A 12,441-nucleotide genomic window follows, 5' to 3' on the forward strand; every position below is an offset into this window, starting at 1 on the left:
ACGCCAGTTAAGGGATCAGCGATACAGCAGTTCGTAGATATAAAAATATTCCGCGTCGGATAAACGAATGGCATAAGCCTCTTCGATTGGCTGGAAGGCGGATTTAATGACACTAAACGCGCGGACGTCCAGCGCGGGCTGGCTCTCCAGCGACATCTGTAACGGTTTCCGGTTAATTACGATACGCTCGACCATGCAACAGCAGTGGATCAGGAAGCGCAGTGTCACCTGGCGGCTGGGTTTCAGCGAAAGCGAGGTGGTTAAATGGTTAAATACCCCCTCCATCTCTTTGAGAATGCGCTGGGGATTGAGTACCGAAATATGGTTGATGATACTTTCCATGGTCAGCGCGCTGATGAAGCGCATCGCGCTGCGCTCCATCTCCAGACGGCGCTCACTGCTTGAGAGGTCCGGCGTGAGCAGGCTGAGCACCAGTTCCGGCCCCTGCTCGGAGAACAGCTCTTCAAGTGAGATAAACGGAATGTCCGGCAGTCCCGGCTGGAAGGTGCCGACAATCCCCGCCAGTCGCTCACCGGCCAGCAGCGACTGCTGAACGCGCTCCAGGCTGCGAACCTCGTTGTAATCGAGGATCACCATTCGCGTATCCTGTGACATCAGCTCGCCAAAACTTTCCTCCAGCACTTTTTTGATTTTCTCTGCGGTTCCCATGCCGGTAATGCAGGAGATCACCAGCACCTTACCGCCGTTTTCCTGCTGCGGAGTACAAAGCTGACAGGGGATATTTTTACTCTGCAGTAATTCCGCCAGCTGCGGTAACTCGCTAGTTTCATAACTTAAATCCAGCCCCAGCTCCAGCAGACTGGTCAGCGTAATATTGGGCATTAACAGGACGTCAATCTGGAATAGCTTGCTGATGGTGCTGCCAAAATGCACCAGCGAGCCGATATCCACCATCAGAATCAGCCGCCGGTAGCGTTGGCTCTGGATCCGCTGGGTTAGCGTTTCCAGCGTGTCATGCACCGACTGCTCAAAGGGCATATCAATGGCGCTGAACAGTTCGCGCTCCAGCACCCGGTTGACGTACTGCGCCTGACTGGTCGCCGTCGTCGCGCAGTGGGCGATTAAAATGATGCCGCAGTCGGGACTGGCGTCGATACGCTGGCGATAATGGCGGCACTCTTTCAGGAACAGACATAGCCAGACGACCTCCGTCGCCGGGCACTGAATATGCAGCAGCTCGTTGATTTTCCGGCACAGCAGAGTCGCGTTTTCATACTCGTCTTTGCAGCGGTCAAGGATCAGGCTGGAGGAGTAGAGCTGCGGGATCAGCCCGCGCTGCACGTAGCCAATCAGCGCCAGAAAGTGTTTACGCAGCGGATTCATCAGGTTTTCTGGCAGCGTAAAGCCCAGCACCTGTTCCACACAGCCAATCAGCAGGGTCACGCGCTCTTCAATCCGATCGCCGTAGCGCGGCGGATGGGCCACGCTGTCGCGGCTGTAGAGACCATATTCAAAGATAGAACTGAGTTTGTTTTTGAGGATAGCCAGCGTCTCAGCCGGTGGGACGTTGCTGTTGCGCAGGTTGACGTATTCGCGGGTCAGGAAGCTGTAAAACAGATCGCTTTCTTCGATCTCCGCTCCTGTCGCCAGAGAGGTTTTCAATGCGGGTAACGTGCGCGCATCGACGCTTAGCCGATCCTGGCCTTCAAACAAGGTATCGACCAGCAGACGCTGTTCCGGGGTGGCGTTGAACGGCACTTCTACCAGCCGTTTATCCAGCTGGAGCGTGTCGTTATGCTCGGTCATTCCCGCAGCCCATGCCTGGGCGCAAAGAAACTGGATATCGCTTTTGAGCTGGCCGATATTGCCTTCCAGCGGTTTATTCAGCAGCCAGAGTAACAGCGTTTTGTCGATACTGACCGTACGCTCAATTTTGCGGCTCTCGCGCTGGAGAAAACCGACAATAAGTTCCACCTGTTCTTCCACCGAGCGCTGACGGATCCCGGGGAGATCGATACAGACCTGGATGCGTCTCTGGAACGTTCGCAGCAGGGCTGAGCTGACCGGTTCGGTGGTGGCGCAAATCAAGCGCACCGTGATGGACCGCGCCGTGGCGCTTGAACCGAGCGGGCGATATTGGCCTTTGTCGAGAATGGAGAAGAGTTTTTCCTGTCCTTCATACGGCAGGCGGTGTACCTCATCAAGCAGCAGATATCCGCCGTCCGCCTGCTCCACCAGACCGGCTTTATTCTCACTGGCGCCGGTAAATGCGCCCTGCCGGTGGCCGAACAAATGCGAAGAGAGCAGCTCCGGGTTATGCGCATACTCGGCGCAGTTAAAGTAGACCAGCGGCGGGGGGGAACCCGCCGCATGCTCGCAGGCAAAACGGTGCATCAGCTCGGCAAAGAAAGTTTTACCTACCCCGGAGGGGCCGGTCAGCAATACGTGGAGCCCGTGAGGATAAAGCACCGCTGCGCGGCCTTTTTCTACCGCATCACGGAGGCTGCGATCGTAGCCAATCAGGCTGCTGAAGGGATCATCCGTGGAGCAACCTTCCTGATGCGGCAGAAGGTCGGTAACCGTGCGCACTTCACATTCGGTATCATTCAGTCTGCGCCCCAGCAGCGTTTCCATTGCCTGGCGGTGCCAAAAGAACACGGGCCGTCCTCTGCTCTTAATCGCCAGGCCGTCGTTCCATAACTGATTGAGGTCTTTGCTGACCGAGTTGCGCGCAAGCCCGAGGTTAAAGCCGATGGCTTCCGCCGTAAATGCCGTTTCCTGTTCCAGATCCGCAAGATTCAGCCCGCGAGTTAACCGCTCCAGTTCCCCCAGTATGATCTCAATCCGTCTCATCTCTTTTACCGCTTAAGAAATAAATGATTGTTCAGAACATACACTATTCTTCTACGCAAGAAAGTGGCCTGGGCCAGAGATGGCGCATTTGCGCAAAGCGCGCGGCCGCGGGTGTTTCGTGGTTTGCGGGTGGGGTAGCGCCGCCTCCAGGGAGAAGGCGGCAGGGAATATCGCTTTAACTCTCTTCCAGCGAATACGGCAGCGGCTCGATGCTCAGGCTACCGGCATCATCGCGTACGCGAAACACGCTGTCCGGCTCCATATCGTTATTCATCACCACCTGTACCAGCAGGCGACCGTCGTCCAGCTGCACGGCGGCTAAAACGGTGCCGGTTCGGCGCCAGTTTTCACCCATCTTCAGCTCCAGGTCTTCCCCGGCCTCAGGTACGCGGCTGGCTGTTCCCGCCAGATACCACAGGGCGCGCTTGTTGGCGCCGCGGAATTTAGCGCGGGCAACCATCTCCTGGCCGGTATAGCAGCCTTTCTTAAAGCTGATGCCGCCCAGAGCCTGTAGGTTGGTGGCCTGTGGAATAAACTGCGCGCTGTTGGCGCTGTCGATAACCGGCAGCCCGGCTTCAATATTCAGCGCCAGCCACTGCTGGCTGTTGTTGAGCTGCGCTTCACCGCGTAGTGCATCGGTGATGCGGGTGGCGGTTGCCACATCGGTCACCAGCAGGAAACGCTCGGCCGGATGCGCAAACCACAGCACGCTGGTTGCGCCTTCGCTGACCACCTGTTTTTCAGCGTTCGGCAGTTGACTAAACAGCGACGACAGCGCAGCGCGCGCCTGGAAACCGGCAACGCCCAGCAGCACGGATTCATCATCGGCGGCGATCGTCACCTTAGAGAACACCGCGTACTTTTTCAGTTCGGTCAACTGCGCATCACGCAGGCTGCGGCGCTCAATCCACGCAAAACCCTCGTTGCGGCGGAAAACGCGCAGATTGCTCCACATCTTGCCCTTGGCGTCACAATGCGCGGCAAGCAGATGCTGCTCGTCGGTCAGGTGGCTGACGTCGGCGGTAATCTGCCCCTGCAGATATTTTTCGCCATCCGGACCGGTAATCGTCGCCAGCGCCCAGTCGTCCAGCGTCATCAGCGTTAACGGCAGACGAGCGGAAGAGGAAGGCTGACGCGGAGGAAAAGGTGTAAAAGCCATAGTCATATCCTGAATAGCTTAACGCAGAGTGTGTGACTAATGGTAAAAGAGCTATGGTGCAATGCAAGCGCTTTTGACAGGCCATTCGTGCCCTCAAAGACGGGGCGCTGAAACCAGCGAAATAATAAATGACCTGATTATTTTAGGGTTTTCATGGAATAGCGCTCGCGAAACTGGATATTCCAGTGAAGTCAGCGCCGAAAACGGGTTAAACTAAGAGATATTTATAAGCAGGAAGTAAAACATGGACATTAACAATAAAGCCCGCATCCACTGGGCATGCCGTCGAGGTATGCGTGAACTCGATATCTCCATCATGCCGTTTTTCGAGCATGAGTACGACACGCTCAGCGATGGCGACAAAGCGTTATTCATCCGCCTGCTGGAAAACGACGATCCGGATCTGTTCAACTGGTTGATGAATCATGGCGAGCCGGCTGATGCAGAACTGCAGCGGATGGTAAAATTAATTCAGACACGGAATCGGGAACGTGGTCCTGTGGCAATCTGATTTACGCATCTCGTGGCGAGCGCAGTGGTTTTCGCTGCTGATGCACGGCGTGGTGGCGGCGCTGGTGCTGCTGATGCCCTGGCCGCTGAGCTATACCCCGCTGTGGCTGATACTGCTGTCGCTGGTGGTGTTCGACTGCGTGCGCAGCCAGCGGCGGATCCATGCCCGTCAGGGAGAAATCAAGCTGCTGATCGACTCCCGTCTGCGCTGGCAAAAGGCGGAGTGGGATATCATCGGCACCCCGTGGGTGATTAACAGCGGAATGCTGCTGCGCCTGCGGAATACGGAAAACCAACGAACCCAGCATTTGTGGGTCGCGGCGGATAGCATGGACGCGGGAGAATGGCGAGACCTGCGTCGGCTGGTGTTGCTAAAACCGACGCAAGAGTAGGCAAGGACTCAGGAGAACTGCTCAGCCATTTCACCGAGGATTTGCTCGCACCAGTTCTGAATGCGCTCATCGCTCAGGTCGTACTGGTTCGTTTCATCAAGCGCCAGGCCAACGAACAGCTGCCCATCGGCAATGACCGGTTTCGGGCTGGTGAATTCATAGCCTTCAGTAGGCCAGTAGCCGATAAACTTAACCCCTTTGGTCGCCAGCTTATCGTGCAGCATGCCGAGCGCATCAAGGAACCATTCGCCGTAGCCTAGCTGGTCGCCCATGCCGTACAGCGCGACGATTTTACCCTGCAGATCCAGCGTATCGAGCTGCTGCCAGACCGCCTCCCAATCCTCCTGGATCTCGCCGAAATCCCAGGTTGGAATGCCGAGGATCAGCACATCGTATTGCGTCATCAGGGTAGGGGAATCATCTTTCAGGTTGTGCAGCGTGACCAGTTCAGGGCCGATAATATCGCGGATTTTTTCCGCCGCCATTTCGGTGTAGCAGGTGCTGGAACCGTAAAAAAGACCTATGTTCATCGCGGAAACGTCTCAATTCTTGCTGTGACTTTGCGCTTAGTGTACCAGAAAGGCCGCGCCCGCCTGCAACTCGAATTATTTAGGGTATAATGGCGCCGTTTTAATAAGCAAAGAGGCCAGAGTGGAACAGGATCTCGCACAAATCGAGCAGTTTCTTGATGCCTTATGGCTGGAGCGGAATCTGGCGGAGAACACGCTAAGCGCCTATCGCCGGGACCTGACGATGGTGGTCGAATGGCTGCACCATCGTGGCCTGTCGCTTGCCAGCGTCAGCGGTGAAGATCTCCAGTCGCTGCTGGCGGAGCGGCAAACCGGCGGCTATAAAGCCACCAGCACCGCGCGCCTGCTAAGCGCCGTACGCCGTTTCTTCCAGCATCTTTACCGGGAGAAAATTCGCCCGGACGATCCCAGCGCGCTGCTGGCCTCGCCAAAGCTGCCGCAGAGGCTGCCGAAGGATCTGAGCGAGGCGCAGGTGGAACGCCTGCTCCAGGCGCCGCTGGTTGAACAACCGCTGGAGCTGCGCGATAAAGCGATGCTGGAAGTGCTGTACGCCACCGGTCTGCGCGTTTCCGAGCTGGTGGGCCTGACCATGAGCGACATTAGCCTGCGACAGGGCGTGCTGCGCGTGATTGGTAAAGGAAATAAAGAACGTCTGGTACCGCTGGGTGAAGAGGCGGTGCTGTGGGTTGAGAATTACCTTGAGTACGGGCGCCCCTGGCTGCTGAACGGCGTGGCGTCCGATGTGCTTTTTCCCAGCCAGCGCGCGCAGCAGATGACGCGCCAGACGTTCTGGCATCGAATTAAGCACTATGCCGTACTGGCGGGGATTGACAGCGAAAAGCTCTCCCCGCACGTGTTACGCCATGCGTTCGCGACGCATTTACTTAACCATGGCGCCGACTTACGCGTGGTGCAGATGCTGTTAGGACACAGCGATCTCTCCACGACGCAGATCTACACCCACGTGGCGACCGAGCGTCTGCGACAACTCCATCAACAGCATCACCCGCGTGCGTGAGTGCTGAAAAAAAGGACTGAGTATGAAAAAAGGTTTACTGATGTTCACTCTGCTGGCGACCACCTTATCCGGTACGGCGCATGCCGATAGCGCGGCGATCAAGCAACTGCTGGCGAAGCTGGGCGTGCAGAGTTCGGACGTGCAACCTTCGCCGATCAAAGGCATTAGCACCGTATTGACGGACAGCGGCGTGATATACGTTACCGATGACGGTAAGCACATTATCCAGGGGCCGATGTACGACGTCAGCGGCGCGCAGCCGGTAAACGTCACCAATACGCTGCTGGCCGGTAAGCTGAACGCGCTGGAAAAAGAGATGATCGTCTATAAAGCGCCGCAGGAAAAACACGTCATCACCGTCTTCACCGATATTACCTGTGGTTATTGCCATAAATTGCATGAGCAGATGAGCGACTATAACGCGCTGGGTATTACCGTGCGCTATCTGGCCTTCCCGCGCCAGGGGCTGCAAAGCGAAGCCGAGCAGAATATGAAGGCTATCTGGTGCGCTAAAGATCGCAACAAAGCGCTGGATGACGCGATGAGCGGTAAGGGCGTGCAGCCGGCCAGCTGCGATGTTGATATCGCTAAACACTACATGCTGGGCGTGCAGCTTGGCGTTAACGGCACGCCGGCGATGGTGCTGAGCGATGGCACGCTGATGCCCGGCTATCGCGATCCCAAAGACCTGAAAGCGCTCCTTGATGAGCATCAAAAACAGACAAGCGGTAACTGATTCGCGTGAAACAACAGATACAACTACGCCGCCGCGAGGCGGCTGACGGCGTCGATTTACCTGCCGATCTCCCGCCGCTGCTGCAGCGGCTGTACGCCAGCCGCGGCGTACGTAGCGCGCAGGAGCTGGAGCGCGGCGTGAAAGGCATGCTGCCGTGGTCGCAGCTCACCGGCGTCGAAAAAGCGGTAGAGATGCTCTACGGCGCATTTAAGCAGGGGCTGCATATTGTGGTGGTCGGCGATTTTGACGCCGACGGCGCCACCAGCACCGCGCTGAGCGTTCTGGCCCTGCGGGCGCTGGGCTACGGCAACGTCTCGTACCTGGTGCCAAACCGTTTTGAAGATGGCTACGGCCTGAGCCCGGAAGTGGTCGATCAGGCTCACGCCCGCGGCGCGCAGATGATTATGACCGTGGATAACGGTATTTCTTCGCACGCTGGCGTCGATCGCGCCCATGCGCTGGGTATTCCGGTGCTGGTGACCGATCACCACCTGCCGGGGGATTCGCTGCCCGCGGCGGAAGCGATTATTAACCCGAACCTGCGCGACTGTGAGTTTCCGTCGAAATCGCTGGCCGGGGTGGGCGTGGCTTTTTATCTGATGCTGGCGCTGCGCACTTTTCTGCGTGATAAAGGCTGGTTTGAGGAGCGCGGCATTGCGCCGCCGAATCTGGCTGACCTCCTCGATCTGGTGGCGCTCGGCACCGTGGCGGACGTCGTACCGCTGGATGCCAACAACCGTATTCTGACCTGGCAGGGGCTGAGCCGCATCCGGGCGGGTAAATGCCGTCCGGGCATTAAGGCGCTGCTGGAGATCGCCAACCGCGACCCGCAAAAGCTGGCGGCAAGCGATCTCGGCTTCGCGCTCGGTCCGCGCCTGAACGCCGCGGGCCGGCTGGACGATATGTCCGTCGGCGTGGCGCTGCTGCTGTGCGACAACACCGGCGAGGCGCGGGTGCTGGCCAATGAGCTGGACGCGTTGAACCAGACGCGCAAAGAGATAGAGCAGGGGATGCAGGCGGAAGCCCTGACCCTGTGTGAGAAGCTGGAACGCAGCAGCGAGACATTGCCCGGCGGCCTGGCGATGTACCATCCGCAGTGGCACCAGGGCGTCGTCGGCATTCTGGCCTCGCGTATCAAAGAGCGTTTCCATCGTCCGGTTATCGCCTTTGCGCCCACCGGCGACGGTACGCTCAAAGGCTCCGGTCGGTCGATTCAGGGGCTGCATATGCGCGATGCGCTGGAGCGTCTGGATACGCTCTATCCCGGGCTGATTCTGAAGTTTGGCGGCCATGCCATGGCGGCGGGGCTATCGCTGGAAGAGGCGCGTTTTGAAGAGTTCCAGCAGCGCTTCGGCGAGCTGGTGACCGAGTGGCTCGATCCTGCGCTGCTGCAGGGGGAAGTGGTCTCCGACGGTCCGCTGGCGGCAGCAGAGATGAGCATGGAGGTCGCGCAGATGCTGCGCGACGCCGGACCGTGGGGGCAGATGTTCCCGGAGCCGCTGTTTGACGGCCGTTTCCGTCTGCTACAGCAGCGCCTGGTCGGCGAGCGTCATCTGAAGGTGATGGTTGAGCCGGTCGGTGGCGGCCCGCTGCTGGACGGTATCGCGTTCAATGTTGATACTTCCCTTTGGCCGGATAACGGCGTTCGCGAAGTTCAGCTTGCCTATAAGCTTGATATCAATGAGTTCCGCGGCAACCGCAGCCTGCAGCTGATCATTGACCACCTCTGGCCAAATTGAGAACAGTATATTAATGAGGGCGCGAATCCGGTAGAATTCCGCTCTTATCACCGCATTTTGACGAATCCATTAAAAGAAACCGACCATGTTTGAAATAAATCCGGTAAAAAACCGTATTCAGGACCTCACGGAGCGCTCGGACGTTCTTAGGGGGTATCTTTGACTACGATGCTAAGAAAGAGCGTCTCGAAGAAGTAAACGCCGAGCTGGAGCAGCCTGACGTCTGGAACGAACCAGAGCGTGCGCAGGCGCTGGGTAAAGAGCGTTCCTCGCTGGAAGCCATCGTTGATACGCTGGATCAGATGTCTCAGGGGCTGGAGGACGTTTCCGGCCTGCTGGAGCTGGCCGTTGAAGCCGAAGACGAAGAGACCTTCAACGAAGCCGTCGCCGAGCTCGATGTGCTGGAAGAGAAGCTGGCGCAGCTGGAATTCCGCCGGATGTTCTCCGGTGAATACGACAGCGCCGATTGCTACCTCGATATCCAGGCCGGTTCCGGCGGAACGGAAGCGCAGGACTGGGCCAGCATGCTGATGCGCATGTATCTGCGCTGGGCCGAAGCGCGCGGCTTCAAGACCGAGATCATCGAAGAGTCTGAAGGCGAAGTGGCGGGCATTAAGTCAGTGACCATCAAGATTATCGGCGACTACGCCTACGGCTGGCTGCGTACCGAAACCGGCGTTCATCGCCTGGTGCGTAAGAGCCCGTTCGATTCCGGCGGCCGCCGCCACACCTCTTTCAGCTCCGCGTTCGTTTATCCGGAAGTGGATGACGATATTGATATCGACATCAACCCGGCGGATCTGCGCATTGACGTTTATCGCGCATCCGGCGCGGGCGGTCAGCACGTTAACCGTACGGAATCCGCGGTGCGTATTACCCACATTCCGACCGGCTTAGTGACCCAGTGCCAGAACGACCGTTCACAGCACAAGAACAAAGACCAGGCCATGAAGCAGATGAAAGCGAAGCTTTATGAGCTGGAAATGCAGAAGAAAAATGCCGAGAAGCAGGCGATGGAAGATACTAAATCCGACATCGGCTGGGGCAGCCAGATCCGTTCTTACGTGCTGGATGACTCCCGCATTAAAGATCTGCGCACCGGGGTGGAAACCCGCAACACTCAGGCGGTGCTGGACGGCAGCCTGGATCAATTTATCGAAGCAAGTTTGAAAGCAGGGTTATGAGGAACCAACATGTCTGAACAACAAGCACAGGGCGCTGACGCGGCAATTGACCTTAATAATGAACTGAAAGCCCGTCGTGAGAAGCTGGCCGCGCTGCGTGAGCAGGGTATCCCGTTCCCGAATGATTTCCGTCGTGACCACACCTCTGACCAACTGCACGCTGACTTCGATGGCAAAGAAAACGAAGAGCTGGAAGCGCTGAATGTTGAAGTCGCCGTCGCAGGCCGCATGATGACCCGTCGTATCATGGGTAAAGCCTCCTTCGTTACGCTGCAGGACGTTGGCGGCCGCATTCAGCTGTACGTCGCCCGCGACGATCTGGCGGAAGGCGTCTACAACGAGCAGTTCAAAAAGTGGGACCTCGGCGATATCATCGCGGCGCGCGGTAAGCTGTTCAAAACCAAGACCGGCGAGCTCTCTATTCACTGCACCGAACTGCGTCTGCTGACCAAAGCCCTGCGCCCGCTGCCGGACAAATTCCACGGCCTGCAGGATCAGGAAGCGCGCTATCGTCAGCGCTACCTGGACCTGATCTCCAACGATGAATCGCGCAACACCTTTAAAGTGCGTTCACAGATCCTGGCGGGCATCCGCCAGTTCATGGTCGGCCGCGGCTTTATGGAAGTTGAAACCCCGATGATGCAGGTGATCCCCGGCGGCGCGTCCGCGCGTCCGTTCATCACCCATCACAACGCGCTGGATCTGGACATGTACCTGCGTATCGCGCCGGAACTGTACCTGAAGCGTCTGGTGGTTGGCGGCTTCGAGCGCGTGTTCGAAATCAACCGTAACTTCCGTAACGAAGGTATCTCCGTTCGCCATAACCCAGAGTTCACCATGATGGAACTCTACATGGCGTATGCGGATTACAAAGATCTGATTGAGCTGACCGAATCCCTGTTCCGCACCCTGGCGCAGGACGTTCTGGGCCATACTGAAGTGCCTTACGGCGATCAGACTTTTGATTTCGGCAAGCCGTTTGAAAAGCTGACCATGCGCGAAGCGATCAAGAAGTATCGTCCGGAAACCGAGATGGCCGATCTGGATAACTTCGATTCTGCAAAAGCCATTGCGGAAAGCATCGGTATCCACGTTGAGAAGAGCTGGGGTCTGGGCCGCATCGTGACCGAGATCTTCGAAGAAGTGGCGGAAGCGCACCTGATTCAGCCGACCTTCATTACTGAATATCCGGCAGAAGTCTCTCCGCTGGCGCGTCGTAACGACGAGAACCCGGAAATCACCGACCGCTTTGAATTCTTCATCGGCGGGCGTGAAATCGGTAACGGCTTTAGCGAGTTGAACGATGCGGAAGACCAGGCGCAGCGTTTCCTCGATCAGGTTAACGCGAAAGCCGCCGGTGACGACGAAGCGATGTTCTATGATGAAGACTACGTTACTGCGCTGGAGCACGGCCTGCCGCCGACCGCTGGCCTCGGTATCGGTATCGACCGTATGGTGATGCTGTTTACCAACAGCCACACCATCCGCGACGTGATCCTGTTCCCGGCGATGCGTCCGGTAAAATAAGCATTACGCGAATAAAAAACCCAGCTGAGCTGGGTTTTTTTATGCCTGGTTGCTAAAGCTGATTAATGCGTTACGCGCATTATCGTCCGCCACCTGCAGCACCATCCACGGGCTAAAAGCCCAGGGCGTCGCGCGAATCCCGCTTAACACATCCGCAAGATTGCTCCACTGAAAATCCATCACTTCGTCAGGATTTATCCGTAACGCACTGGCGACTTGTGCCGCATAGACCGGGCAGACCTCGTTTTCGACAATGCCATTCGGCGCAACGGCCCGATAGCGGAATCCCGGGAAGACCGGGGCGATGCGGGTAATCTCAACGCCGAGCTCAAAGCGGCAGCGGCGCTCAACGGCCTGTTCGAAGGTTTCGCCGGTTTGCGGATGCCCGCAGACTGAGTTCGTCCATACGCCTGGCCAGGCTTTTTTGCCCAGCGAACGGCGCGTGACCAGCAGCTGACCTTGTGCATTGAACAGCCAGCAGGAAAACGCGAGATGCAAAGGGGTATCGAGGGTGTGGGCGGCATACTTCTCCAGCATACCTGTAGGCTTATCTTGCTCGTCCAGCAAAATGACATGTTCCCCGGCCATGACAACTCCTGAAATAAAAAATAACCCGGCACAAACCCGCCGGGTCATGTACTCAGGCCACTAGGGTAGCCCATAAATGGGACAAAGGCATTACCAAAACATGTTGGCCACGGGGGAGAGTGTGATATTACAGATGCGCCGCCAGGCGGCTCATGGATTAACTAGCCGTTTAACCTGAAGCATCATGAAGATCCTGGCGATGATATGTAGCCGCTTAGCCGGCCTTTAATACTTCTGTATGACG

11 protein-coding genes are annotated in these 12,441 nt (G+C 57.3%); 7 read left to right on the forward strand and 4 right to left on the reverse strand.

The features are described 5' to 3' along the window. Positions 1-15 precede the first annotated feature (15 nt). Entirely contained in the window at positions 16-2,814 is a 2,799-nt protein-coding gene (gene dagR, locus HMPREF1144_RS30125) for a transcriptional regulator DagR (protein WP_009654985.1), read from the reverse strand. 175 nt (positions 2,815-2,989) lie between these two features. Continuing rightward, the gene (gene ygfZ, locus HMPREF1144_RS30130; RefSeq protein ID WP_009654929.1) at positions 2,990-3,973 is read right to left on the reverse strand and encodes a tRNA-modifying protein YgfZ; all 984 of its coding nucleotides are present in this window, start codon (positions 3,971-3,973) and stop codon (positions 2,990-2,992) included. Between the two features lie 244 nt (positions 3,974-4,217). On the opposite strand from ygfZ, the gene sdhE reads away from it, so the two are divergent. Both sdhE and HMPREF1144_RS30140 read left to right on the forward strand, forming a co-directional pair. Beyond that, positions 4,218-4,484 (forward strand): FAD assembly factor SdhE, encoded by a 267-nt coding sequence (gene sdhE, locus HMPREF1144_RS30135; protein ID WP_004124953.1) that lies wholly within the window; start codon positions 4,218-4,220, stop codon positions 4,482-4,484. After that, positions 4,465-4,875, forward strand: coding sequence for a protein YgfX (locus HMPREF1144_RS30140; protein WP_004854060.1), 411 nt, complete (start codon positions 4,465-4,467; stop codon positions 4,873-4,875). The genes sdhE and HMPREF1144_RS30140 overlap by 20 nt, the downstream gene beginning before the upstream one ends. A gap of 8 nt (positions 4,876-4,883) precedes the next feature. On the opposite strand, the gene fldB is transcribed toward HMPREF1144_RS30140, so the two are convergent. Continuing rightward, positions 4,884-5,405 (reverse strand): flavodoxin FldB, encoded by a 522-nt coding sequence (gene fldB, locus HMPREF1144_RS30145; RefSeq protein WP_009654974.1) that lies wholly within the window; start codon positions 5,403-5,405, stop codon positions 4,884-4,886. 121 nt (positions 5,406-5,526) lie between these two features. On the opposite strand from fldB, the gene xerD reads away from it, so the two are divergent. The 5 genes from xerD to lysS all read left to right on the forward strand — a co-directional run bounded on the left by xerD (position 5,527) and on the right by lysS (position 11,609). Then, on the forward strand, positions 5,527-6,423 hold the full coding sequence (xerD, locus tag HMPREF1144_RS30150) for a site-specific tyrosine recombinase XerD (RefSeq protein ID WP_004105555.1): 897 nt from the start codon (positions 5,527-5,529) through the stop codon (positions 6,421-6,423). A 22-nt stretch (positions 6,424-6,445) separates the two neighbouring features. Continuing rightward, entirely contained in the window at positions 6,446-7,159 is a 714-nt protein-coding gene (gene dsbC / locus HMPREF1144_RS30155) for a bifunctional protein-disulfide isomerase/oxidoreductase DsbC (protein ID WP_009654991.1), read from the forward strand. A gap of 5 nt (positions 7,160-7,164) precedes the next feature. Further along, entirely contained in the window at positions 7,165-8,898 is a 1,734-nt protein-coding gene (gene recJ, locus HMPREF1144_RS30160) for a single-stranded-DNA-specific exonuclease RecJ (RefSeq protein ID WP_004854053.1), read from the forward strand. A gap of 85 nt (positions 8,899-8,983) precedes the next feature. Beyond that, positions 8,984-10,082 (forward strand): peptide chain release factor 2 gene (gene prfB, locus HMPREF1144_RS30165; RefSeq protein ID WP_100248296.1). Its coding sequence is split into 2 segments (ribosomal slippage): positions 8,984-9,058 and positions 9,060-10,082, totalling 1,098 coding nucleotides; the frame shifts between segments, so codons are not numbered across the junction. A gap of 9 nt (positions 10,083-10,091) precedes the next feature. Further along, positions 10,092-11,609 (forward strand): lysine--tRNA ligase, encoded by a 1,518-nt coding sequence (gene lysS, locus HMPREF1144_RS30170; protein ID WP_004134430.1) that lies wholly within the window; start codon positions 10,092-10,094, stop codon positions 11,607-11,609. Positions 11,610-11,648: 39 nt separating this feature from the next. On the opposite strand, the gene idi is transcribed toward lysS, so the two are convergent. Beyond that, the gene (gene idi / locus HMPREF1144_RS30175) at positions 11,649-12,197 is read right to left on the reverse strand and encodes an isopentenyl-diphosphate Delta-isomerase (protein WP_009654997.1); all 549 of its coding nucleotides are present in this window, start codon (positions 12,195-12,197) and stop codon (positions 11,649-11,651) included. Positions 12,198-12,441: the final 244 nt, after the last annotated feature.

The sequence above is a fragment of the Klebsiella sp. OBRC7 genome, from assembly GCF_000293135.1.
GTDB classification, from domain to species: domain Bacteria; phylum Pseudomonadota; class Gammaproteobacteria; order Enterobacterales; family Enterobacteriaceae; genus Klebsiella; species Klebsiella michiganensis.

Excerpts from the sequence above, each read along its gene's own strand:
- dagR (WP_009654985.1), bottom strand. The coding sequence starts at position 2,814 with ATGAGACGGATTGAGATCATACTGGGGGAACTGGAGCGGTTAACTCGC.
- ygfZ (WP_009654929.1), bottom strand. The coding sequence starts at position 3,973 with ATGGCTTTTACACCTTTTCCTCCGCGTCAGCCTTCCTCTTCCGCTCGT.
- sdhE (WP_004124953.1), top strand. The coding sequence starts at position 4,218 with ATGGACATTAACAATAAAGCCCGCATCCACTGGGCATGCCGTCGAGGT.
- fldB (WP_009654974.1), bottom strand. The coding sequence starts at position 5,405 with ATGAACATAGGTCTTTTTTACGGTTCCAGCACCTGCTACACCGAAATG.
- dsbC (WP_009654991.1), top strand. The coding sequence starts at position 6,446 with ATGAAAAAAGGTTTACTGATGTTCACTCTGCTGGCGACCACCTTATCC.
- lysS (WP_004134430.1), top strand. The coding sequence starts at position 10,092 with ATGTCTGAACAACAAGCACAGGGCGCTGACGCGGCAATTGACCTTAAT.
- idi (WP_009654997.1), bottom strand. The coding sequence starts at position 12,197 with ATGGCCGGGGAACATGTCATTTTGCTGGACGAGCAAGATAAGCCTACA.